The organism is Streptomyces javensis (assembly GCF_039525925.1).
GTDB lineage: Bacteria > Actinomycetota > Actinomycetes > Streptomycetales > Streptomycetaceae > Streptomyces > Streptomyces asiaticus.
The window spans coordinates 1-25,386 of the sequence record NZ_BAAAIF010000050.1 but is presented as its reverse complement, the minus strand read 5'-3'; the positions used below and the strand labels follow the sequence as shown (position 1 = coordinate 25,386).

The following is a 25,386-nucleotide window of genomic DNA, read 5'->3' as shown; positions in this document are numbered from 1 at the left end:
GGCCCGCCCGGCGTCACGCCCGTGACGAGCCGTGATCCTCCAGCCTGACCGGCGGCAGGAACTCGCTCAGCAGGGTGCGGTGCCACCAGGCCCCGGTGGCCCGCCGCTCCGCCCGGGTGGTGAAGCGGTAGAGATACAGCCGCGCCCGCAGATGGGTGGGCGGCGTCCCCGGGAACGGATTGGTCCGCAGTAGCTTCACCGTCGTCCGGTCGTTGACCAGCAGCTTGCCGATCAGCGGGGTGAACCAGGACCCGGCGTAGCCCGGTGAGAGCCCCGCGAACCACATCATCCAGTCCAGCCGCAGATGGTACGGGGCGTACTGGCGCGGCAACCGGCGCACATCGCCCGGCTTGCCCCGGAACTCATAGTCCCGCCAGACCGTGTCCGGGGTGAGGACCGTCTCGTCGGTGCCCTGGATGACCACCTCCTGCCGGCTGCGGTTGACGCTGCCGAACGCCCCGTAGGTGTTGACCAGGTGCAGCGGATTGAACGAGAAGTTCATCAGCTGACGGCCCGACAGCAGATTGCGGGCCGGCCAGTAGCTGAGCACCAATACCAGGACGGTGGCGGCCAGCACCACCGCCTCGTACCAGACCGGGGGAGCGGCGAGGTCCGGTGGCCCCGGCAGCCCCAGCACCTCGGCGGCCCGCCGCCCGTCGACCGCCGGGAGCGCCAGCAGGATGGTCAGCCAGTTGAGCCAGGCGAAGTTCCCCGAGGCCACCAGCCACAGCTGGGTGACCACGACGATCCCCGCGGCCACGCTCGCGACCGGCTGCGGGGTGAACAGCAGCACGGGCACGATCAGCTGCGCCACATGGTTGGCCGCCACCTCCACCCGGTGCAGCGGCTTCGGCAGATGGTGGAAGTACCAGCTCAGCGGCCCCGGCATCGGCTGGGTCTCGTGGTGGTAGTACAGACAGGTCAGGTCCCGCCAGCAGCGGTCCCCACGGATCTTGATCAGCCCGGCGCCGAACTCCACCCGGAACAGCAGCCAACGCGTCAGCCACAGGATGAGCACGGGCGGCGCGGTGTGCTCATTGCCCAGGAACACGGCGAGGAACCCCGACTCCAGCAGCAGGGACTCCCAGCCGAAGCCGTACCACACCTGTCCCACGTTGACGATCGACAGATAGAGCAGCCACAGCACCAGCCACGCCACCATCGCGACCGCGAGCGGCGCCCGGTCCGCCGCCCCCACCAGCAGCGCGGCCGACAGCGCGGCCCCCAGCCAGGCGCAGCAGGCGAAGAACCGGTCGGAGTAGTGCAGCTGGAAGAGGCTGGGCGAGCGGCGGAACGGCACCCGGTCCAGGAAGCGCGGCACCGGCGTCAGCCCCCGCTCGCCGAGCAGCGCCCGGCCCTGCCGGGCCGCCACCAGAAAGGCGATCAGATAGATGGCGGCCAGACCCCGTTGGAAGACCAGCCGGCTCAGCCAGTAGTCGGATGAGGTGAACCACTCCATGGGGACCGCTCCCTGGGCCGGTGCGCCTTCGGCCTGCATGTATCCGGTACCACCTCCGACGGGTGCCCGTCATCCGCCGGGTCATACGGCGGATCGGGTTCATCCGGTAGGGGGCCTAGGGGGGTGATGGGTTAGGGGTTATCGGTGCCGTGCCCGGTCCGTAGCGTCAAAGCCCGGCATGGATCCGGAGGGAACCACCCAATGCTTCTTCTCGAGCACCGCCGCACCCCCCGAACAGCGATGACAGCGATGGCACCGGCGACCGCGGCGGTGGCCGCGCGGGCCGGGAGATCCAGATGACCGAGCAGCCGGTCCGGACATCCGGCGGGCGGCCCATCGGGATCCTCGGCACCGGCTCGTATCTGCCCGCCGAGACCGTGTCCAACGAGCTGGTGGCCGAGCGCGCGGGGGTGACCCCGGACTGGATCTCGGCGAAGACCGGGATCCACCGCCGCCGTTACGCCGCCGACCACGAGGCCACCTCAGACCTGGCCGCGGCGGCCGCCGGCGCCGCCCTCGCGGACGCCGGGATCGGCGCCGATCAGCTCGGCTGGGTCGTGGTGGCCACCTCGACCCCCGATCACCCCCAGCCCGCCACCGCCTGTCTGGTGCAGCACCGGATCGGCGCGACCGGCGCGGCCGCCTTCGACCTCAACGCGGTGTGCAGCGGCTTTGTCTTCGCCCTGGTGACGGCGGCCGGGCTGCTGTCCGCCGGGTCCGCCGCCCCCGCCCCGTACGCCCTGGTGATCGGCGCCGATGTCTACTCCCGCATCATCGACCGCACCGACCGGCGCACCGCCGTGCTCTTCGGCGACGGGGCCGGGGCGGTGGTGCTCGGCCCCGTCCGTCCCGGCTACGGCCTCGGCGGATCGCTGCTCACCAGCGACGGCGCGCTCCATGAGCTGATCGAGGTGGCGGCGGGTGGCAGCCGCGCCCCGGCGTCGGAGAAGACCCTCGCCGACGGGGGCCACTTCTTCCGGATGCGGGGCCGCGCGGTCAGCGAATACGTCCTGGCCGAGTTGCCGCGCGCGATCGGACGCCTGCTGGCCGCGCACCGCACGGACCCCGCGAGCGTGGACCACTTCATCCCCCATCAGGCCAATGGCGTGCTGCTGGCCAAGGCGCTTCCGGACCTCGGACTGCCGCGGGCGCGCACCCATCTGACGGTGGCCGAGCACGGCAACACCAGCGCCGCCTCCATCCCGCTGGCGCTCGACGACGCCCGGCGGCAGGGCGTGTTCGGCGACGGCGAGTTGCTGCTGCTGGCCGGATTCGGCGGCGGGATGTCGCTCGGCGCCGCGCTGCTCACATGGCAGGACGGCCACCGCAGTCCGTGACCAACCCGGGTCAGGTGGCAGCAGGCCACCGCGGTCCGTGCCCAACCCAAGGTCCCAGCCAGCGAAAGGACTCATCGGCATGGCACAGCGCTTCCCCACCGTCGCGGTGTTCGGGCTCGGCACCACCGGCCGTCACCTCGTGGACGCCCTGGTCCGCGGCGGCCGGCGGGTGATCGCCGTGGAGCGGGACGAACCGGCCCTGCGGCGCGGCCGGGCGGAGGTGGCCGCGCCGGGACCCGCCGTAGAGTTCACCACCGACCCGGCGGCCGCGGCCCGGGCCGATCTGGTGGTCGAGGCGGTCCCCGAACGGCTGGCGACCAAGCTCGGGCTGCTCGCCCGCGCCCACGCCGACTGCCCGCCGGAGACGGTGTTCGCCACCACGACCACCGGCCTCCCGGTGACCGAGATCGCCGTCGGCTCCGGGCGGACCGACCGCACGGTGGGGCTGCACCTCTTCCCGGTGGGCCCGGACCGCGAGCAGCCGGCGGTGGAGGTGGTGGGCACCCCGCTCACCGCGGACGCGGTCCTGGCCGACGTCCGGGAACTCATGCGCGACCTGGGCCGGATCCCGGTGCGGGTGGCCGACCGGCCGGGCTTCGTCGGGGGCGCGCTCACCATGGCGTACCTCAACAACGCGGTGGCCATGTACGAGCGGCGCTACGCCTCCCGCGACAGCATCGACACCGCCATGACCCTCGGCTGCGGACTGCCGATGGGGCCGCTGGCCCAGCTGGACGCCATCGGTCTGGACACCGCGCGGGACTCCCTGGAGGCGCTGTACGAGCGCACCGGCGATCCGCGGTACGCGCCCGCGCCCACCCTGGCCCATATGGTGACCGCGGGTCTGCTCGGGGTGAAGGCGGGCCGCGGCTTCTACGAGTACGGGGCGGGCGGCGCGGCGCGGGGCGGGGGGACGGACGGCCTGGGCGAGCCCGTACCGGCCCGTGCGGTGCGGCGGATCGGGGTGGTGGGCTCGGGCACGATGGCCGTCGGGATCGCGGAGGTGTGCGCGCGCTCCGGCTATCCGACGGTGCTGGTGGCCCGGAGCGAGATGCGCGCGAAGGAGGCCACGGCCGCGGTGGAGCGCTCGCTGGAGCGCGGGGTGCGGCGCGGCAAGCTGGCGCCCGAACTGCTCACCGAGGCCATGGGCAGGCTGACCGCGGGCAGTGAACTCCAGGCCCTCGGCGCCTGCGATCTGGTGGTCGAGGCCGTGGCGGAGGACATCGACGTCAAGCGGGCCGTCTTCGCCGATCTGGACCGGGTGTGCGCACCGGGCGCGGTGCTCGCCACGTCCACCTCCAGCCTGCCCGTCATCGAGTGCGCGATGGCGACGCGGCGGCCCGAGGACGTCATCGGGATGCACTTCTTCAACCCCGCTCCGGTGATGCGGCTGGTCGAGGTGGTGCACACCGTGCTGACCTCCAAGGAGGCGCTCGGCACGGCGCACGCGGTGGCCGCGGCGCTCGGCAAGCGCGCGGTGGACTGCCCGGACCGGGCCGGTTTCATCGTCAACGCCCTGCTCTTCCCCTATCTGAACAGCGCGGTGACGATGCTCGAGGAGGGCTGGGCCACCGCCGATGACATCGACACGGTGATGGCGGCCGGGCAGGGCTATCCGATGGGCCCGCTGCGGCTGCTGGACGTGATCGGGCTGGATGTCTCGCTCGCCATCCAGCGCACTCTGCACGCCACCTTCCGGGATCCGGCCCTGACCCCGGCGCGCCATCTCCGGCGGCTGGTCGGGGCGGGTCATCTGGGCCGCAAGGGCGGGAGGGGGCTGCACCTCCACGGCTGAGGGTGCGCAGATGCCATTGGAATAGTCCAACGCCGAGGTGTATGGCTCGGGAATTCATCGGCGCGGGAATAGGTATGCCGACCCGCTGTCCGCTTTATGGCATGAGAATTCCCGGCGAATCGCTTGCGGTTACCAGTGGCAACAGACATAAGAACCGCATTGGCGATCAAAACGGGCAAATAAATGTTCGAAAGGGCCCCCGGGGCCCTCTGTGCATGACCACTTAGTGTCGGAGTCAAGGATGTCGAGAGCTTACCCGGGTACGGCTAGGGGGTCTCGTGTATGCTGGCCCTTCCGAACAAATGCCCACGTGAACGGGGGGTGGCGCAGGTTGTCAGGGTGTCGGTGCACTTCGGCTGCGATGTGTTGCCCCAGGTAGGGGGCCCGCTCGCATCGCTTTTGTCGATCGTCGGGCAGTCCGCTCAGAATTGGTAATTCGTTAACGATGATTTTACGTGCGGCGATGGTGGCGTGACCGGTGGGCGTATAGCTTGCTGGGAGGCGTTCGGACTGCCGTGAGCAGTGCTTCGCGTCGCATTCGGGGGTGCGAGCAATGGTGTTTTCATCGGCCAGAGCCAGACAATTCGACGCGCAATTCGAGAGACTTCGGCGGGCTTTTTCCAGATGTCTGTCCGGGGAGGCGGGCATCGTACTCGTCGAGGGCGCGGTCGGTTGTGGCAAGACCCATACGCTCGAAGCCGTCACGGCCCACGCGGCGAAGGCCGGAGCCCTCGTCCTCAAGGCGTACGGAAGCTCGGCCGACCGGGCCCCGCTCGGCACACTCCGCCAGCTTCTGGACTCGCCGCGGCTGCCCATGGCGACCGCCGACCATCTGCGCCGGGCACTCGACCATGGCGCCCTCGACGCCGCACCGCCCCGGGAAACCCCAGGTGACGACCCCGTCGGCGCGAACCCCACGCATGTCCAGGGGGCCCGGGAGTTCCGCGCCGCACTCCATGAACTCGCCTCCCGCGAATCGGTGGTGATCTGCGTCGACGAACTCCAGCTCGTCGACGCGGCGTCACTTCAGTACCTGCTGTACCTCGCGACCCGTTCGCGCTCCGCCAAACTCCTGATGGTGTTCGCACAGGCGACGGACAGCGAACGACAAGACGCCGTCTTCAATACCGAACTGCTGCGCCAGCCCAATTTCCAGCGGCTACGGCTGGAAAGGCTGTCCTGGGATGAGACGGCACATCTGCTCACCACTCGTCTGGGACTTCCGGATTCCACCGATGTGGCTTACACCTGGTATGAGGTGAGCGGCGGTAATCCGTTGTTGCTACGCGCGGTGATAGACGATTACCGCACCGCGGGGGCGCCCCCACGGCGCAGCCGCGCAGTGGAACCCGTGGTGGGCGACATGTTCGTCCAGGCCGTGCTCACCTGCGTCTACCGCAGTGGGCGCACCGTCTCCCGGCTGGCCGAGGGCATCGCGGTGCTCGGGGCGTCCGCCTCCCTCGAACTCCTCGGCCGGCTGCTGCGCATCGGCCCCGCCGGAACCCGCCGCGGAGTCGCCGCGCTGGACGCGGCGGGCCTCGTCGACGGCCTGGCCTTCCGTCACCCGTATGTCGAGGCGGCGGTGCTGGAGGACATGGACCCCGAGGTCCGGCTGGACATGAACCGGCGCGCCGCCGTCCTGCTGCACCAGGGCGGCGGGGCGACCCTCGCCGTGGCCCGCCATCTGCTCGCCGCCCAGGCCGCCGACGAGCCCTGGGCGGTGCCGCTGCTGCGGGACGCCGCGCAGCAGGCGCTCGCCGAGGACGACGCCAAACTGGCGGTGGCCTGCCTGGAGCTGGCGTACGCGGCCTGCGCGGACGAGGAGCTGCGGGCCGGTATCAGGATCGGCACCGCCGGGATCATGTGGCGGCTCAACCCGTCGGCGTCCGAGCGGATGCTGGAGGAGCCGCTGGCCGCGCTCTACGCCGACCGGCTGCCCGCCTCCCATATCGGCAGGCTGATCGAGCTGTTGCTCGCCCACGGCCGGATCGAGGAGGCGCGCGGCGCCATCGGCCGGCTCAACGCCGTGATGAGCAACGCGGGCCCCACCTCGATGTCCCAGTTCCGGCTGACCGCCCGCTGGGCCCAGGAGTCGGGTGCGCAGGACCGGGCCCCCGGGGCCACGGCCCGCCAGAGTGAGGACGGCGGCGCCGTCCGTGCGCAGCTCAGATCCCGCAGACCCTCCGCGCTGTCGACGATCACGGCGGCGTTCAGCGGCTTCTTCGGCCGTGGGGGGAGCGAGGAGTCGCCGGTGGCCGCGGCGGAGAAGGTGCTCGATGTCTCGCCGCTCACCGACGCCACCTTCGAGCCCATCGTCAACTCGGTGAACGCGCTGGTGTACGCGGGCCGCCCGGACAAGGCGGCGCCGTGGTGCGACGCGCTGATGGAGGAGGCGGAGCGGCGCCGGGCGCCGGGCTGGCGGGCCATCTTCGCCTCGATCCGCGCCGAAATCGCCCTGCGGCAGGGCAATCTGGTGGAGTCGGCGGCCTATGCGACCACCGCCCTGGAGATCGTGCCCGGCCGCGATGGAAGCGTCTTCATCGGCGGCCCCCTGGCCAGCCAGATCCTGGCGTACACGGAGATGGGCAAGCATGACGCGGCGGCGCGGCATCTGAGCCGCCCGGTCCCCGAGGCGCTGTTCAAGAGCATCTACGGACTGGGCTACACCCGCGCCCGCGGCCGCTACTACCTGGCCACCAACCGCATCAACGCGGCGCTCGGCGAATTTCTCATGGCCGGCCGGCTCGCCCAGCTGTGGGAGCTCGACCAGCCGGCGCTGCTGCCCTGGCGCTCGGACGCCGCCGAGGCATGGCTGGAGCTCGGCGACCGGGAGAAGGCCGCCAACCTGGTCTCCGAGCAGCTGGCCAGGAACGGCGCGGGGGACTCCCGGGTCCGTGGCGTCTCCCTGCGGTTACTGGCCGCGGCGGGCGACATCGAGAACCGGTCCCGGCTGCTCGGCCAGGCCGTCGAGGAGTTGCAGTGCTCCGGCGACCGCTTGGAACTGGCCCGGGCGCTGAACGATCTGGGACGTACGCTGCGCGGATCCGGCGAGCTGGGGCGGGCCGACGCCATCATGGGCCGGGCCTGGCGGATGGCCAAGGAGTGCGGCGCCGAGGAACTGTGCGCCCGGATCCGTCTCGACTCCGGTCTGGAGGCCCGCGATCCACGGCCGGTGGTGCGGCCGGTGTCCGGACCGCTCGGCCCGAAACCGGCGGTGCCGCCGCCCCTGGGCGGCAAGCTCAGCGAATCCGAGGCCCGGGTGGCCGCCCTGGCGGTGGACGGTTATACGAACCGGGAAATAGCCGCCAGCCTGTTCATCACCATCAGCACGGTGGAACAGCATTTGACGCGGGTGTACCGCAAGCTGAATATCAGGAGCCGGCAGCAGCTGCCGACCGCGCTCCGCGCCCAGGTGGACGAAATCGCCTGAGCGACGACGGGGTGATGTCCCGCGGAAGGGGTGGCCACACGCGGCCACCCCTGTTCCATGCCCACCCCTGATTACCCCCCTATCGCCGCCACAGACCTGGAGCGCGGGTCGGCCGCGTTGATAGCTTCTGGCCGCATGAAGGGCATAGTCCTCGCCGGAGGAAGCGGTACCCGACTGCATCCTTTGACACATGCGGTGTCGAAGCAGATCCTTCCCGTCTACAACAAACCGATGATCTATTACCCGCTCTCGGTGCTCATGCTCGGCGGCGTCCGGGAAATCCAGATCATCTCGACCCCGCTCCATGTGGAGCTGTTCCGCGCGCTTCTCGGCGACGGCGGCCGGCTGGGTCTTTCGATCGAGTACGCCGAGCAGCCCGAGGCCAATGGAATCGCCGAGGCATTCATCATCGGAGCCGAGTTCATCGGCGATGACCCGGTGGCGCTGGTACTCGGCGACAATATCTTCCACGGGCCCGGCTTCTCGAAGATGCTGCACCATGAGGCAAGCCATGTCGACGGCTGTGTGCTCTTCGGCTACGGAGTCAAGGACCCCGAGCGCTACGGTGTAGGGGAAATGGATGAGCAGGGCCGGCTGATCTCCCTCGAGGAGAAGCCGGCCGCCCCCAAATCCAATCTGGCGATCACCGGTCTGTATCTCTACGACAACGACGTCGTGGACATCGCCAAGAACGTACAACCCTCCGCACGCGGCGAACTGGAGATCACCGACGTCAACCGCGTCTATCTGGAACGCGGAAAGGCCAGACTGGTGGGGCTCGGCCGCGGATTCGCCTGGCTGGACACCGGAACCCATGACTCACTGCTCCAGGCGGGCCAGTATGTGCAGCTGCTGGAGCAGCGCCAGGGCGTGCGGATCGCCTGTCTCGAGGAGATAGCCTTCCGCATGGGGTTCATCGACGCCGCCGCCTGTTATGAGCTCGGTGCGGAGCTTAGCAAGACGGACTACGGACAATATCTGATGGATATCGCGGCCAATAACCGCTGAAGGGTTGTCTCCAGTGCGCATAGTTGTGACCGGCGGTGCGGGCTTCATCGGCTCCCACTTCGTCCGGCAGACCCTGGCAGGGGCGTACGCGGCCTGGGCGGACGCCCAGGTCGTGGTGGTCGACAAGCTCACCTACGCGGGCAACGAGGCCAACCTGGCCGAGGTCGCGGACAGTCCCCGGCTGCGCTTCGTCCGCGGTGACATCTGCGACGGCGAGCTCGTCGGCGAGCTGCTGCGGAACACCGATCTGGTGGTCCACTTCGCCGCGGAATCGCATGTCGACCGCTCGATATCCGGCGCCGAGGAATTCGTGCGCACCAATGTCCTGGGCACCCACACCCTCCTCAACGCGGCCGCGAACGCGGAGGTCGGAAAGTTCGTCCATGTCTCCACGGACGAGGTCTACGGTTCCATCGAAAGCGGCTCCTGGAGCGAGGAGGAACCACTGGAGCCGAACTCGCCGTATTCCGCATCCAAGGCGTCCTCGGATCTGCTGGCCCGGGCCTTCCACCGCACCCACGGACTGCCCGTCTGCGTGACCCGTTGCTCCAACAACTACGGCCCGTACCAGCACCCCGAGAAGGTCATACCGCTCTTCGTCACCAACCTCATGGACGGCAAACCCGTGCCGCTCTACGGCGACGGCGGGAATGTCCGGGACTGGCTGCACGTGGACGACCACTGCCGCGGTATCGCCCTGGTCGCCGAGAACGGCCGCCCGGGAGAGGTCTACAACATCGGCGGCGGCACCGAACTGACCAATCTGGAACTCACGGAACAGCTGCTCGAACTGCTTGGCGTCGACCGGTCCCTGATCGAGCGGGTGCCCGACCGCAAGGGCCATGACCGCCGTTACTCGGTGGACATCGCGAAAATCTCCGCCGAACTCGGCTACCGCCCCGAGATGTCGTTCGGACACGGCCTCGCGGAAACCGCCAAGTGGTACATGACACACCGCGGTTGGTGGGAACCGCTCAAGAAGATGTGACCACCCCTACGCCAAGGGTTAGGGGTGGATGCGGTTAGGGGTGGTTGAGTCGACTCCCGCCCCATACCGTCGACTTCCGGATCATGGTCAGTCCAGTCGCGTCGTAATCTCAACTGAGAGAAGAGTCTGAGGTCGTGATGTCGGAGAACTCCCTGGTGCGTGACGGGCACATCGCGGTCGTCGGTATGGCATGTCGCGTGCCGGGCGCATCGACCCCGGATGAGTTCCGGCAGTTGCTGCGCAATGGAGAGAGCGCCGTCACGGAGATCCCGGCGGACCGGTACGCCGATGAGCTCCGGGAGGCCGGTATTCGATTCGGCGGGTTCGTGGAAAGGGCAGCCGAGTTCGATCCGGAGTTCTTCGGGATTTCACCCCGAGAGGCACGGGCGATGGACCCCCAGCAGCGGCTCGCGCTGGAACTGTGCTGGGAGGCCCTGGAAAACGCCGGACTCGTCCCGGCGCGACTCGAGGGGAGCCGCACCGGCGTCTTCATCGGCGCCATCGCCGACGACTACGCGGCCCTGGTCCACCGCGGCGAACCGGCCGCCATCACCCAGCACACCCTCACCGGGCTGAACCGCGGCATCATCGCCAACCGGGTCTCCTACGCCCTCGGACTGCGCGGCCCGAGCGTGGCCGTGGACACCGGGCAGTCCTCGTCCCTGGCCGCCGTGCACCTGGCCTGCGAGAGCCTGCGGCGCGGCGAGACCGAGACCGCCGTCGCGGGCGGCGTCCAGCTCAACCTCGCCCCCGACGGCTTCATCGCCGCCTCCCGCTTCGGCGCCCTCTCCCCGGACGGCCGCTCCTTCACCTTCGACGCCCGCGCCAACGGCTATGTGCGCGGCGAAGGCGGCGGCCTCGTCGTGCTCAAGCGGCTCCCGGACGCGCTGCGCGACGGCGACCCGGTGCTGTGTGTGATCCGAGGCTCCGACGCCAACAACGACGGCGGCGGCGACAGCCTCACCACCCCCGCGGCCCACGGTCAGGAGGCCATGCTGCGCGCCGCCTACGAGCGCGCCGGGGTCGACCCCGCCCGGGTCCAGTACGTCGAACTGCACGGCACCGGCACCAAGGTCGGCGACCCGGTCGAGGCCGCGGCGCTGGGCGCGGTCCTCGGCGCGGGCCGGGCGGACGGCGCGCCGCTGCGGGTCGGCTCCGTCAAGACGAACGTGGGCCACCTCGAAGGCGCGGCCGGGATCACCGGTCTCATCAAGACGGTGCTCTCGCTCGCCCACCGCGAGCTGTTCCCGAGCCTCAACCACGAGACGCCGAACCCCGCGATCCCCCTGGACACCCTGGGCCTGACGGTCCAGACCGCCCTCGACGACTGGGGCCCGGAGACGGACGCCCCACGGCTCGCGGGCGTCAGCTCGTTCGGCATGGGTGGCACCAATGTGCACATGGTGCTGGAGGAGGCACCCGCCGAGGCCCCGGCCACGGAACGCCCGACGGCCCTCGACACGGTGCCGTGGGTGCTCTCGGCCCGCGGTGAGGCGGCGCTGCGGGCCCAGGCGCGGCGGCTGCGGTCGTATGTGGCGGCGCGGCCGGAGCTGGATCCGGTGGACGTGGGCTACTCGCTGGCGCTGACCCGGTCCGCCTTCGGCCACCGCGCGGCGGTCGTCGGCCGGGACCGTGAGGAGCTGCTGAACGGCCTTGACCAGCTCGCCGCGGGCGTGGTCCCGGGCGCGGTGGCGGGCAGCGGCGGTACGGCGTTCCTGTTCACCGGTCAGGGCGCCCAACGGCTCGGCATGGGGCGGGAGTTGTGCGCCGCGTTCCCGGTGTTCGCGGCGGCGTTCGACGCGGTGTGCGCGGAGCTGGACCGTCATCTGGACGGTTCGGTGCGGGCGGTGGTCTTCGGTGAGGACGCCGAGGCGCTGGATCGGACGGTGTTCACCCAGACCGGGCTGTTCGCTCTGGAGGTGGCGCTGTTCCGGCTGGTGGAGTCGTGGGGTCTGGCGCCGGATTTCCTGGTGGGGCATTCGGTGGGGGAGCTCGCGGCCGCCCATGTGGCGGGGGTGTTCTCGCTGGAGGACGCCGCCGCACTCGTAGCGGCGCGCGGCCGGTTGATGCAGGCGCTGCCCGAGGGCGGTGCGATGGTGTCGCTGAAGGCGCCGGAGGCCGAGGTGCTGCCGCGTCTGGCCGGTTACGAGGACCGGGTGAGCGTCGCGGCGGTCAACGGCCCGGCGGCGACCGTTATCTCCGGTGAGGAGGCGGCGGTGCTCGCGGTGGCGGACGCGGTGGGGGTCAAGAGCAAGCGGCTGACCGTCTCGCATGCCTTTCACTCTCCGCTGATGGAGGGGATGCTGGCCGAGTTCGCCGAGGTGGCGGGCCGGATCGGCTACTCCGCACCGCGCATGGCGATCGTCTCGAACCTCACGGGGGAGTTGGCGGGCGAGGAGGTGTGCTCGCCGGAGTACTGGGTGCGCCATGTGCGTCAGGCGGTGCGCTTCGGGGACGGCATACGGTTCCTCGAGGCCCAGGGCGTCTCCCGCTTTGTGGAGCTCGGCCCCGCCGGTGTGCTCTCCGCCATGGGCCGGGAATGCGTCTCCGGTCCGGCCGCGTTCGTACCCCTGCTGCGCAAGGACCGCGACGAGACCGAGGCGCTGCTCTCCGGGGTCGCCCAGGTACACGCGCACGGTGGCGAGGTCGACTGGGAGGCGGTGTTCGCCGGGCGCGGTGCGCATCGGGTGGAGCTGCCCACGTACGCCTTCCAGCGGCAGCGCTACTGGCTGGACACCGACCTCCCCGGCACCGAGGACGCCGCCACCGATGAACCCCTCTCCTGGCGCGAGGAGTTCGGGGCCCTGACCGACGCCGCCGAGCGCGAGCGCGTGGCGCTTGAGCTGGTCCGTACGCACACCGCCTGGGTGCTGGGCTCCCCGGGACCCGACGCCGTCGACCCCGAGAAGATCTTCAAGGACCTCGGCTTCGACTCGCTGATGTCCGTCGAGCTGTGCAACCTCCTCGGCACCGCCACCGGAACGCGGCTCGCCGGGACCGTCCTCTTCGACCACCCCACCCCGCTGGCCCTCTCCCGCCACCTACGGGAGGTGGTGGTGGGCTCCCCGGCGGCGGCCCCTCGTCCGGCCGCCACCCGGACCGTCACCACCGACCACGACGACCCGATCGCCATCGTGGCGATGAGCTGCCGCCTCCCCGGCGGAGTGCGCACCCCCGAGCAACTGTGGGAGCTGGTCAGCGAGGGCCGGGACGCCATCGCCGGCTTCCCCGCCAACCGGGGCTGGGACCTGGACGGGCTCTACGACCCGGACCCGGCCCGCCACGGCACCAGCTATGTGCGCGAGGGCGGATTCCTCTACGAGGCCGACCAGTTCGACCCGGCCTTCTTCGGCATCAGCCCCCGCGAGGCCCAGGCGATGGACCCCCAGCAGCGGCTGCTGATGGAGACCGCGTGGGAGGCTTTCGAGCGCGCCGGGATCGACCCCACCACGCTCAAGGGCAGCGACGCGGGCGTCTTCGTCGGCGCCATGCCGCAGGACTACGGGCCGCGGATGGACGAGGCGTCGGAGGGGTTCGAGGGCTATCTGCTGACCGGTGGCACCACCAGCGTCGCCTCCGGCCGGATCGCCTACACCTGGGGTCTCGAGGGTCCGGCGGTCACCGTCGACACGGCCTGCTCGTCCTCGCTGGTGGCCCTGCACATGGCCGTGCGGTCGCTGCGCCAGGGCGAGTGCTCGCTGGCGCTGGCCGGCGGCGCCACCGTGATGTCCAGCCCCGGGATCTTCGTGGAGCTGAGCCGTCAGAAGGCGCTGTCGCCCGACGGCCGCTGCAAGGCGTTCTCGTCCGACGCCAACGGCACCGGCTGGGGCGAGGGCGTGGGCATGGTGCTGCTGGAGCGGCTGTCGGACGCGCGGCGCAACGGCCACCAGGTGCTGGCGCTGGTCCGTGGCTCCGCCACCAACCAGGACGGCGCGAGCAACGGCCTCACCGCCCCGAGCGGCCCGGCCCAGCAGCGGGTCATCCGGCAGGCGCTGGCCGACGCCGGGCTGGGCGCCGCCGATGTGGACGCGGTCGAGGCACACGGCACCGGCACCTCGCTCGGCGACCCGATCGAGGCGGGCGCGCTGCTGGCCACGTACGGCCAGGACCGCGCCGCGGACCGGCCGCTGTGGCTCGGCTCGCTGAAGTCCAACGTCGGCCACCCCCAGGCGGCGGCGGGCGTGGCCGGGGTCATCAAGATGGTGCTGGCGCTGCGCCACGGCGTGCTGCCCCAGACGCTGCACGTACACGAGCCGTCGCCGCATGTGGACTGGTCGTCCGGGGCCGTGGAGCTGCTGACCGAGGCCCGGCCGTGGCCGGAGCCGGAGACCGGGCGGCCGCGCCGCGCCGGCGTGTCGTCCTTCGGCATCAGCGGCACCAACGCACACGCCATCCTGGAGCAGGCCCCGGCCGAACCGGCCGCCGGCCACGACGAGCCGCGCCCGGCGGCCCCGGGGCTGCCCGTGCTGCCCTGGGTGCTGTCCGGGCGCACCGAACAGGCCCTGCGCACCCGGGCCGAGCAGCTGCGGGACCATCTGGCCGACCACCCCGGCACCGACCTCGCCGCCCTCGGCCACGCCCTCGCCACCACCCGCACGGCCTTCGGCCACCGGGCGGTGGTCCTCGGCCGGGACCGGGAGCGGCTCCTGGACGGCCTCGGCGCGCTCGCGCAGGGCACCCCGGCGCCCCATGTGGTCCAGGGCACGGCGGGCGGCCGGCGGAAGACCGTGTTCGTCTTCCCCGGGCAGGGCTCGCAGTGGATCGGGATGGCGCTTCCGCTGTGGGACGCCTCGCCGGTCTTCGCGGAGCGGCTGGAGGAGTGCGCCGACGCCCTGGAGCCGTTCCTGGACTGGTCGTTGCGCGATGTGCTGCGCGGTGAGCCGGGCGCGCCGTCGCTGTCCCGTATCGACGTGGTGCAGCCCGCGCTGTTCGCGGTGATGGTGTCGCTGGCGGCGCTGTGGCGCGGTCACGGCGTCGAACCGGCCGCGGTGGTCGGCCACTCGCAGGGCGAGATCGCCGCCGCGTACGTGGCCGGAGGGCTGTCGCTCCAGGACGCCGCCAAGGTGGTGGCCCGGCGCAGCCAGGCATGGGCCGAGCTGAGCGGCAAGGGCGGCATGCTCTCGGTGCTCGCGTCGGCCGGGACGGTCGCGGAGCGGCTGCGGCCGTGGAGCGAACGGCTCGGCATCGCCGCCGTCAACAGCCCCGCCACCGTGACCGTCTCCGGCGACCCGGAGGCCCTGGACGCCTTCATGGCCGAGCTCGCCGCCGACGGGGTGAAGTCCCGCCGGGTGCCGGGCGTGGACACCGCCGGACACTCCCCGCAGGTCGACGGGTTGCGCGAGCGGCTGCTGCGCGAGGTGGCGGGGGTACGGCCGCGCGCCTCGCGGATCGCGTACTACTCCACGGTGACCGGTGGACCGCTGGACACCACCGAACTGGACACCGACTACTGGTACCGGAACATGCGCGAGCCGGTGGACTTCGAGCGGGCCACCCGGGCGCTGCTGGCCGACGGCCACACGGCGTTCATCGAATGCTCCCCGCACCCCATGCTCGCCATGTCGCTCCAGCAGACCATCGAGGACACGGGCGGAAACGCCACCGTCGTCGGCACGCTGCGCCGGGACGAGGGCGACCCGGAGCGCTTCGTGGGCTCGTTCGCCGAGGCGTACGTCCAGGGTGTCGAGCCGTCGTGGGACACGGCGTTCGGGGGCGCGCCGGGGCGCGGTGAGCGTGCCCTGGAGCTGCCGACGTACCCGTTCCAGCGGCAGCGGTACTGGCTTGACAAGCCGGCCGCGGCGAGCGATGTGGCGGCGGCCGGACTCGACGCGGCCGGGCATCCGCTGCTCGGCGCGGCGGTCCCGCTGGCGGGCGCGGACGACCACCTGTTCACCGGCCGGATCTCCGCCCAGGACCACCCCTGGCTCACCGAGCGCACCGGTCCCGACGCGGCCGTGCTGCCCGGCAGCGCCCTCGCCGAACTGGCGATCCGCGCGGGCGACCAGGTCGGCTGCGGCCGGATCGGGGAACTGTCCCTGGACGCGCCGCTGGTGCTGCCCGAGAAGGGCGCCGCGGTGATCCAGGTGCGCGTCGGCGCCCCGGACGGCGCGGGATCGCGGGACCTCAGCGTCCACGCGCGCGCCGAGGGCGCCGACGCGGACGAGCCGTGGACGCGGTACGCGACGGCGGTTCTGGGCACCGGCGCTCCGGCCGCCGACATCGGCCTCGCCGCGTGGCCACCGGCCGACGCCGCCGCGGTGGAGGTGGCGGGAGGCGCCGTCGCGGCCTGGCGGCTCGGAGCGGACCTCTACGTCGAGGTCGGGCTGACCGAGGCCGAGGAGGCCGACGCCGGGCGCTACGGACTGCATCCGGTGCTGCTGGAGTCGGCGCTCGACGCGGTGGAAGCACCGGGCGACGGCGACGGGTCGCGGCTGGCCGCCGTATGGAGCGGTGTCACCCTGCACGCCACGGGCGCCACGGCGCTGCGGGTGCGGCTGACGCCGACGGGCCCCGATGCGTACGCGGTCGTCGCGGCGGACCCGAGCGGCGCCCCGGTGGCCTCGGTGGACCGGCTCGTGCTGCGCGCGGTGGACACGCCCGAACCGATCGGCGGCCGCTCCGCCCTCCACCCGTCGCTGTTCCGGCTGGAGTGGCCCGCGGTGTCCGCCGCGGACACCACCGTGACCGGGACTCCGGCGAGCTGGGCGGTGCTCGGCGACGACCCGCTGGGGCTCTCCGCGGCCGTGGGCGCGGTGTCCTACGACGAGACGGCGGACGCGCCGGACGCGCCGGACGCGGTGCTGGTGCCGTGTGTCGCGGAGGGCGACGCCGATGTGGCGGAGGCGGCCCACGCGGCCACCCACCGAGCGCTGACGCTGATCCAGCGCTGGATCTCCGATGACCGCCTCGCCGCCTCCCGGTTGGTGTTCCTCACCCGCGGCGCGGTCGCGGCCGCCCCCGGCGAAGAGGTCCCGGACGTGGCCCACGGCGCCGTATGGGGCCTGGTGCGCTCGGCCCAGTCGGAACACCCCGGCCGCTTCGTCCTCGTCGACCTCGACCCCGATCCGGAGTCGGCGGCCGCTCTCCCGGCCGCGATGGCGTCCGGTGAGCCCCAGTGCGCGGTACGCGAGGGACTGGTGCGGGTGCCCCGGCTGGGGCGGGTGGCGCGGGGGACGGGGGCCACCGAGGCCACCGCCACCGGAGCCACCGGAGTCACCGGAGTCACCGGAGTCACCGGAGCCACCGGAGCTGCTGGAGTCGCTGGGGTCGCTGGGGCCGCCACCAGGATTGCCTCGGCTACCGAGGCCGCCACCGAGGCCGCCACCGGGGTTGCCGGGGCCGCCGCCACCGGAGCTGCCGGGGCCACCGGCTCCTGGGCTACTGGGGCTGCTGAGGCCGCCGCCCCCCGGGCCGCCAGGGCTGCCGTCACCAAGGGGGCCGGTGTCACCGGCACTGCGACCGCCGCCACCGAGGCCGCCACCGGGGTTGCCGCCACCGAGGTCGCTGAGACCACCGTCCCCCGGGCCGCCGGGCCCGTCGGGGGCCACCGGCCGCTGGACCCCGAGGGCACCGTTCTCATCACCGGAGCCACCGGCACCCTCGGTGGGCTCGTCGCCCGCCATCTGGTGGGCGAGCATGGCGTACGGCATCTGCTGCTGGTCAGCCGGCGCGGGCCCGCGGCCGACGGTATGGGCGAACTCCGCTCCGAACTGGCCGGGTTGGGCGCCACCGTCACCGTCGCCGCCTGCGACGCCGCCGACCGGGAGGCGCTCGCCGGGCTGCTCGGCGCGATACCCGCCGCGCATCCACTGACGGCCGTGGTCCACGCGGCGGGTGTGCTCGACGACGGCGTCGTGGACGCGCTGACCCCCGAGCGGCTCGACCGCGTATTGCGGCCCAAGGTGGACGCCGCGTGGAATCTGCACGAGCTGACCGCGGACCACGACCTGGCCGCGTTCATCCTGTACTCCTCCGTCGTCGCCACCATCGGCAACGCCGGACAGGCCAACTACGCCGCCGCCAACGCCTTCCTGGACTCCCTCGCCCAGCACCGCGGGGCCCGCGGCCTGGCCGCCCAGTCCCTCGCCTGGGGCCTGTGGGAGCAGCGCAGCGGCATGAGCGGACATCTGGACGACGCCGATGTCCGGCGCATGGCGCGCTCCGGCATCCGCCCGCTGCCCAGCGCGGAGGGCATGGAACTCTTCGACGCGGCACGGGAGGCGGGCGATGCCACGCTCGTGCCCGTCCGGCTCGACCTGGCCGATCTGCGCAAGCGCGCCGCGAGCGCCGCCGCCACCCCCGGCCAGGAGGCCGTACCGGCCTATCTGCGCGGCCTGGTCCGGACGCCGGTCCGCCGCGTCGTACGGGCCGGTGGCGGAGGCGGGGCCGCGGAGAGCGACGAGAGCTCGTTCGGGCGGCGGCTGGCCGCCCTGCCGACGGCCGACCGGGACCCGTTCCTGCTGGACCTGGTGCGGGAACACGCGGCGGGGGTGCTGGGGCTCGCCGCCCCGGACGACATCGAGGCCACCCGCGCCTTCCGCGAGGTCGGCTTCGACTCCCTGACCGCCGTCGAGTTGCGCAACCGGCTGGGCGCCGCCACCGGGCTGCGGCTGCCGACCACCCTCCTCTTCGACTACCCGACCCCCGCCGTCCTGGTGGACCACTTGCGGCGCGAGGCACTGGGCGAGCAGGCGGAAGTGGCGGCCGTGGTGGCCGCCGTCCGACCCGCCGACGACGATCCGATCGCCATCGTGGCCATGAGCTGCCGACTGCCCGGCGGGGTCCGCGGCCCCGAGGACCTGTGGGAGCTGGTGGCGGACGGCCGCGATGTGATCTCGCCCTTCCCGACCGACCGCGGCTGGAACGTCGAGGAGCTGTACGACCCCAACCCCGATACGCCGGGCAGGAGTTACGCCAAGGAGGGCGGCTTCCTCTACGACGCCTACGACTTCGACCCGGAGTTCTTCGGGATCTCCCCGCGCGAGGCGCTGGCCATGGACCCGCAGCAGCGGCTGCTGCTGGAGACCTCCTGGGAGGCGCTGGAGCGCGCCGGGATCGACCCGCACTCCACGAAGGGCAGCACCGCGGGCGTGTTCATCGGCTCCACCGGCCAGGACTACGCCTCGCGGCTGGGCGAGATCCCCGAGGACATGGAGGGGTATCTGCTGACCGGCAAGGCCGCCAGTGTGGTCTCCGGCCGCATCGCCTACTCCCTCGGCTGGGAAGGCCCGGCGCTCACCATCGACACCGCGTGCTCCTCCTCCCTGGTCGCCATCCACCAGGCGGCGCAGGCGCTGCGCCAGGGCGAATGCTCGATGGCGCTGGCGGGCGGCACGACGATGATGTCGACGCCGAGCCTGTTCATCGAGTTCAGCAGGCAGCGCGGACTCGCCCCCGACGGCAGGTCGAAGGCGTTCTCCTCCGACACCGACGGCACCAGCTGGGGCGAGGGCGTCAGCATGGTGCTCCTGGAGCGGCTGTCCGACGCGCGGGCAGGCGGCCACGAGGTGCTGGCGCTGGTGCGAGGCTCCGCCGTCAACCAGGACGGCGCCAGCAACGGCCTCACCGCCCCCAACGGCCCGTCCCAGCAGCGGGTGATCCGGCAGGCGCTGGCGAACGCGGGACTGTCGGCCGCCGAGGTGGACGCCGTCGAGGCGCACGGCACCGGCACCACCCTCGGCGATCCGATCGAGGCCCAGGCCATCCTCGCCACCTACGGCCAGGGCCGGGAGGCGGAACGGCCGCTGAGGCTGGGCGCGTTGAAGTCCAACATCGGCCACACCCAGGGCGCGGCCGGCGGCGCGGGCGTCATCAAGATGGTCATGGCGATGCGCCACGGCCTGCTGCCCAGGACCCTCCACGTCAAGGAGCCCACCCCGCACGTGGACTGGACGGCCGGAGCCGTCGAGCTGCTGACCGAGGCCAGGGAGTGGCCCGCGGGCGAGCGGGTGCGGCGCGCCGGGGTGTCCGCCTTCGGCATCAGCGGCACCAACGCCCACCTCATCCTGGAGGAGCCGCCCACCGCCCCGGCCACCGAACCCGAGCCGGAGTCGGAGCCGCCGGTGCGCACCGATGTGGTCCCGTGGACGGTGTCCGGCCGTACCGAGGGCGCGCTGCGGGCCCAGGCGGAGCGGCTGCGGTCGTATGTGGCGGCGCGGCCGGAGCTGGATCCGGTGGACGTGGGCTACTCGCTGGCGCTGACCCGGTCCGCCTTCGGCCACCGCGCGGCGGTCGTCGGCCGGGACCGGAAGGAGCTGTTGAGCGGGCTGGAGCAACTCGCCACGGGCGTCACCCCGGGCACGGTGGCCGACGACGAGGGCAGGACGGCGTTCCTCTTCACTGGTCAGGGCGCGCAACGGCTCGGTATGGGTCGGGAGTTGTATGCAGCGTTCCCGGTGTTCGCGGCGGCGTTCGACGCGGTGTGCGCGGAGCTGGACCGTCATCTGGACGGTTCGGTGCGGGCGGTGGTCTTCGGTGAGGACGCCGAGGCGCTGGATCGGACGGTGTTCACCCAGACCGGGCTGTTCGCTCTGGAGGTGGCGCTGTTCCGGCTGGTGGAGTCGTGGGGTCTGGCGCCGGATTTCCTGGTGGGGCATTCGGTGGGGGAGCTCGCGGCCGCCCATGTGGCGGGGGTGTTCTCGCTGGAGGACGCCGCCGCACTCGTAGCGGCGCGCGGCCGGTTGATGCAGGCGCTGCCCGAGGGCGGTGCGATGGTGTCGCTGAAGGCGCCGGAGGCCGAGGTGCTGCCGCGTCTGGCCGGTTACGAGGACCGGGTGAGCGTCGCGGCGGTCAACGGCCCGGCGGCGACCGTTATCTCCGGTGAGGAGGCGGCGGTGCTCGCGGTGGCGGACGCGGTGGGGGTCAAGAGCAAGCGGCTGACCGTCTCGCATGCGTTCCACTCTCCGCTGATGGAGGGGATGCTGGCCGAGTTCGCCGAGGTGGCGGGCCGGATCGGCTACTCCGCACCGCGCATGGCGATCGTCTCCAACGTCACGGGGGAGTTGGCGGGCGAGGAGGTGTGCTCGCCGGAGTACTGGGTGCGCCATGTGCGTCAGGCGGTGCGCTTCGGGGACGGCATACGGTTCCTCGAGGCCCAGGGCGTCTCCCGCTTTGTGGAGCTCGGTCCGGCCGGTGTGCTCTCCGCCATGGGCCGTGAGTGCGTCTCCGGTCCGGCCGCGTTCGTACCCCTGCTGCGCAAGGACCGCGACGAGACCGAGGCGCTGCTCTCCGGTGTCGCCCAGGTGCACGCGCACGGCGGAGACATCGACTGGGAGGCGGTGTTCGCCGGGCGCGGTGCGCATCGGGTGGAGCTGCCCACGTACGCCTTCCAGCGGCAGCGCTACTGGTTCGACCCCGCCACACCGGGAACGCCGACCGCCGCCGCCACCACGGACGCGTCCTCCGTGGAGGCCCGTTTCTGGGAGGCGGTCGAGCGCGAGGACCTGGAGGCGCTGACCACCACCCTGGAGATCGACCAGCAGGCGCGGCTCGGCGACCTGCTGCCCGCGCTCTCCTCCTGGCGCCGGGGCCAGAGCGACCGCGCCACCGTGGACTCCTGGCGCTACCGGGTCACCTGGTCCCCGGTGGCCGTCGAGGAGCGTACGGCGCCGCTGTCCGGCACCTGGTGGGTGGCCGTGCCGGAGGGCGGGGCGGACGGTGCGCTGGCCGCCGCCGTGGCGGCCGCCCTCGACCGGCGCGGGGCGCGCGTCGTGCCCCTCACCACGGCCACGACCGGCCGTGACGCGCTCGCCGCGCGGCTGCGCCACGAGGCGGACACCGGCGGCACACCGGCCGGTGTGCTCTCGCTGCTCGCCCTCGACGACGGCCCGCACCCCGAACACCCCGCGCTCAGCACCGGTCTGGCCCGCAACGTCGGGCTGATCCAGTCGCTGGGCGACGCGGGGATCGCCGCCCCGCTGTGGCTCGCCACCACCGGCGCCGTATCGGTGAGCGGATCCGATCCGCTCGACAGCCCCGCACAGGCCGCCACCTGGGGCCTCGGCCGGGTCGTGGCCCTGGAGCACCCGCAGCGGTGGGGCGGTCTGATCGACCTCCCCGGGGGCCTCGACGAGCGGACGGCGGACCGGCTGTGCGCCGCGCTCTCCGGCATCGCCGGCGACAGCGGCCCGGAGGACCAACTCGCCCTCCGCGACGCCGGGGTGTTCGTCCGGCGGCTGGTCCGGGCGCCGCTGCGCACACCGGGCCGGGAGAGCTGGAAGCCGCACGGCACCGTGCTGATCACCGGCGGCACCGGCGGGCTCGGCGCCCAGGTCGCCCGCTGGCTGGCCCGCTCCGGCGCCGAACACCTCGTGCTCACCAGCCGCCGTGGCATGGCGGCGCCCGGCGCCGCCGGACTGCGCGACGAGCTGATCGCGCTGGGCGAGGGCGGAGTCCGGGTGACGGTGGCGGCGTGCGACGTCCGCGACCGCGACGAGGTGGCGGCGCTGCTGCGCCGGATCACCACCGGGGGCGACCCGGTGCACGCCGTCTTCCACGCGGCGGGCGTCGTGGAGTTCTCCCAGCTCGCCGACAGTACGGTGGCCGACTTCGCGGAGATGGCCGACGGCAAGGTGCTGGGCGCCGCCCATCTGGACGCGTTGCTGGACCAGGACCACCTCGAGGCGTTCGTGCTCTTCTCGTCCATCGCCGCCACCTGGGGGAGCGGCGGCCAGAGCGCCTACGCGGCCGCCAACGCCCATCTGGACGCCCTCGCCGAGCACCGCGAGGCACGCGGCCTCCCCGCCACCTCCGTGGCCTGGGGGCCCTGGGCCGACCACGGCATGATCGAGCACGGTGAGGTGGCGGAGCACCTCAGCCGCCGTGGACTGCCCGCGATGGCACCGGAGTTGGCCGTGGCCGCGCTGAGCGAGGCGCTGCACACCGGCGAAACCTCCCTCGTCCTCGCCGATGTGCGCTGGGACCGCTTCGTCCCCGGCTTCACCGCCGCACGCCCCCGGCCGCTGATCGGCGAGCTGCCGGAGGTGCGCGACGCCCTCGCCACCACCGCGGCCCCCGACACCACCGGGCCTGACGACGTGGCGGACACCTTCCTGGCGAGCCTCGCGGGCCTGACGGGCGAGGGCCTGGACCGGGCCCTGCGGGACCTGGTACACGCCCAGGCGGCGGCCGTGCTCGGCCACTCCTCGTCCGACGCGGTCGCCGGCGGCCGCCCGTTCAAGGAGCTGGGATTCGACTCGCTCACCGCGGTCGAACTGCGCAACCGGCTGGCCGCGGTCACCGGACTCGACCTGCCCGCCACCCTCGTCTTCGACTATCCGGCGCCCGCGCCACTGGCCGAGTACCTGCGCGGCGAGCTGCCGTCGGCCCGCCCGGCGGACGCGCGCACCCTCTTCGACGACCTGGACCGGTGGGAGTCCGCGCTGCCGGAGCTGATGGCCGAGGACGGGGTGCGGGAGCGGCTGGCGGGGCGTCTGAACGACCTCATGGCGAAGTTGGGCGGCACGCCCGGGGAACACACCGGCGGGCCGTCCCCCGACACCGGCCTCCTCTCCGCTACCGCCGACGAGGTCTTCGACTTCATCGACAACGAATTCGGGGCTTCCTGATGGCGAACGAGAACGAAGAGAAACTCCTCACCTACCTCAAGCGGGTCTCCTCCGACCTCAAGCAGGCCCGTGACCGGCTGGAGCGGATCGAGGCCGACGAGCGGGAGCCGATCGCCATCGTCTCGATGGGCTGCCGCTTCCCCGGCGGTGTCCGCTCGCCGGAGGACCTGTGGCGGCTGGTGGCCGAGGGCCGCGACGCGATCTCGGAGTTCCCCGCCAACCGGGGCTGGGACACCGATGGGCTCTACGACCCCGACCCGGGCCGGTCCGGCACCTGCAACACCCGCGAAGGCGGCTTCGTCCACGACGCCGACCAGTTCGACCCGGCCTTCTTCGGGATCTCCCCGCGCGAGGCGCTGGCCATGGACCCACAGCAGCGGCTGCTGCTGGAGGTGTCCTGGGAGGCGATCGAGCGCGCGGGCATCGACCCGCTCTCGCTGAAGGGCACCAGGGCCGGGGTCTATGTGGGGCTCGCCTCGTTCCAGTACGGCGGGGACCCGCAGTACGCCCCGCGGAGCGTCGAGGGCCATCTGCTGATCGGCAACGTCTCCAGCGTGGCCTCCGGCCGGATCTCCTACACCCTCGGCCTCGAGGGACCGGCCATCACCCTGGACACCGCGTGCTCGTCGTCGCTGGTGACCATGCATCTGGCGGCCCAGGCACTGCGCCGCGGCGAATGCTCGCTGGCGCTGGCCGGAGGGGTGGCGGTCATGGCCACCCCGGGTGTCTTCGTCGAGTTCAGCCATCAGCGCGGACTGGCCGCCAACGGCCGTTGCAAGTCCTTCGCCGCGGGCGCCGACGGCACCGGCTGGGGCGAGGGTGCGGGCATGGTCCTGCTGGAGCGGCTGTCCGACGCCCGCCGCAACGGCCACCCGGTCCTCGCCGTGCTGCGCTCCAGCGCCATGAACCAGGACGGTGCCAGCAACGGCCTCGCCGCGCCCAACGGCCCGGCCCAGCGCCGGGTCATCGAGGCGGCGCTGACGGCCGCCGGGCTCACGGTGGACGACATCGACGCCGTCGAGGCCCATGGCACGGGCACCGCGCTCGGCGACCCGATCGAGGCGGGCGCGCTGCTCGCCACGTACGGCAAGGGCCGCACCTCCGGCCATCCGCTGTGGCTCGGCTCGCTCAAGTCCAACATCGGCCACACTCAGGCGGCGGCCGGGGTCGGCGGGGTCATCAAGACGGTGATGGCGCTGCGCCACGGCACGCTGCCGAAGACACTCCATGTCGAGCAGGCGTCCCCGGCCGTCAACTGGTCGTCGGGCGCGGTCGAGTTGCTGACCGAGGCGCGGGAGTGGCCGGAGCGTGGCCGTCCGCGCCGTGCCGGGGTGTCCGCGTTCGGCGTGAGCGGCACCAACGCCCATGTCATCCTCGAACAGGCCCCGGCCGAGGGGGAGGACGGCGAAGAAGGCGCCCCCGCCCTGGACGGGACCGCGCTCGGCGGCTCCGCCGTCCCCTGGGCGCTCTCCGGCAGGAGCGAAGCGGCCCTGCGGGCACAGGCGGAGCGGCTGCTGGCGCATCTGAACGAGCGCCCCGAGACGTCCCCGGCCGATGTCGGCCACTCGCTCGCCACCGGACGGTCGGCCTTCGAATACCGCGCCGCGGTGGTGGGCGCGGACCGCACCCAACTGCTGGGCAACCTCGAGGCGTTGGCCTCCGGCGGGGTGTCCGCGGGGGTGGTGTGCGGCGAGGGCGCGGCGGTGCCCGATGCCCGTCCGGTGTTCGTGTTTCCGGGGCAGGGGTCGCAGTGGGTGGGGATGGCGGTGGAGTTGCTGGAGTCGTCGCCGGTGTTCGCGGGTCG

The 25,386-nt window shown here is 72.6% G+C and carries 8 protein-coding genes; 7 read left to right on the top strand and 1 reads right to left on the bottom strand.

Annotated features, from left to right (window positions below):
* Positions 1 to 13: 13 nt before the first annotated feature.
* Positions 14 to 1,459, bottom strand: coding sequence for a lipase maturation factor family protein (locus tag ABD329_RS33375; RefSeq protein WP_198279961.1), 1,446 nt, complete (start codon positions 1,457 to 1,459; stop codon positions 14 to 16).
* A gap of 296 nt (positions 1,460 to 1,755) precedes the next feature.
* Between ABD329_RS33375 and ABD329_RS33370 the strand changes: the two genes are divergently transcribed.
* From ABD329_RS33370 to ABD329_RS33340, 7 genes are all read left to right on the top strand, one after another.
* On the top strand, positions 1,756 to 2,796 hold the full coding sequence (locus ABD329_RS33370) for a 3-oxoacyl-ACP synthase III family protein (protein ID WP_198279959.1): 1,041 nt from the start codon (positions 1,756 to 1,758) through the stop codon (positions 2,794 to 2,796).
* Between the two features lie 79 nt (positions 2,797 to 2,875).
* Positions 2,876 to 4,591, top strand: coding sequence for a 3-hydroxyacyl-CoA dehydrogenase family protein (locus ABD329_RS33365; protein ID WP_344317348.1), 1,716 nt, complete (start codon positions 2,876 to 2,878; stop codon positions 4,589 to 4,591).
* A gap of 553 nt (positions 4,592 to 5,144) precedes the next feature.
* A complete protein-coding gene (locus ABD329_RS33360; RefSeq protein ID WP_198278699.1) occupies positions 5,145 to 8,021 on the top strand; it encodes a helix-turn-helix transcriptional regulator in 2,877 nt (958 codons plus the stop codon).
* A 135-nt stretch (positions 8,022 to 8,156) separates the two neighbouring features.
* Positions 8,157 to 9,029 (top strand): glucose-1-phosphate thymidylyltransferase RfbA, encoded by an 873-nt coding sequence (gene rfbA / locus ABD329_RS33355; RefSeq protein ID WP_198278698.1) that lies wholly within the window; start codon positions 8,157 to 8,159, stop codon positions 9,027 to 9,029.
* Between the two features lie 13 nt (positions 9,030 to 9,042).
* Complete coding sequence (gene rfbB / locus ABD329_RS33350) at positions 9,043 to 10,017, top strand: dTDP-glucose 4,6-dehydratase (RefSeq protein ID WP_198278697.1); 975 nt, start codon at positions 9,043 to 9,045, stop codon at positions 10,015 to 10,017.
* Between the two features lie 137 nt (positions 10,018 to 10,154).
* Positions 10,155 to 23,582: a type I polyketide synthase gene (locus ABD329_RS33345; RefSeq protein WP_344317347.1), complete on the top strand. Its 13,428-nt coding sequence runs from the start codon at positions 10,155 to 10,157 to the stop codon at positions 23,580 to 23,582.
* On the top strand, positions 23,582 to 25,386 hold a 1,805-nt coding region (locus tag ABD329_RS33340), incomplete at its 3' end, for a type I polyketide synthase (protein WP_344317346.1). The genes ABD329_RS33345 and ABD329_RS33340, both read left to right, overlap by 1 nt.

Bases quoted from the DNA above. Each gene is read 5' to 3' on its own strand.
- ABD329_RS33375 (WP_198279961.1), bottom strand. From the start codon at position 1,459: ATGGAGTGGTTCACCTCATCCGACTACTGGCTGAGCCGGCTGGTCTTC.
- ABD329_RS33370 (WP_198279959.1), top strand. From the start codon at position 1,756: ATGACCGAGCAGCCGGTCCGGACATCCGGCGGGCGGCCCATCGGGATC.
- ABD329_RS33365 (WP_344317348.1), top strand. From the start codon at position 2,876: ATGGCACAGCGCTTCCCCACCGTCGCGGTGTTCGGGCTCGGCACCACC.
- ABD329_RS33360 (WP_198278699.1), top strand. From the start codon at position 5,145: ATGGTGTTTTCATCGGCCAGAGCCAGACAATTCGACGCGCAATTCGAG.
- rfbA (WP_198278698.1), top strand. From the start codon at position 8,157: ATGAAGGGCATAGTCCTCGCCGGAGGAAGCGGTACCCGACTGCATCCT.
- ABD329_RS33345 (WP_344317347.1), top strand. From the start codon at position 10,155: ATGTCGGAGAACTCCCTGGTGCGTGACGGGCACATCGCGGTCGTCGGT.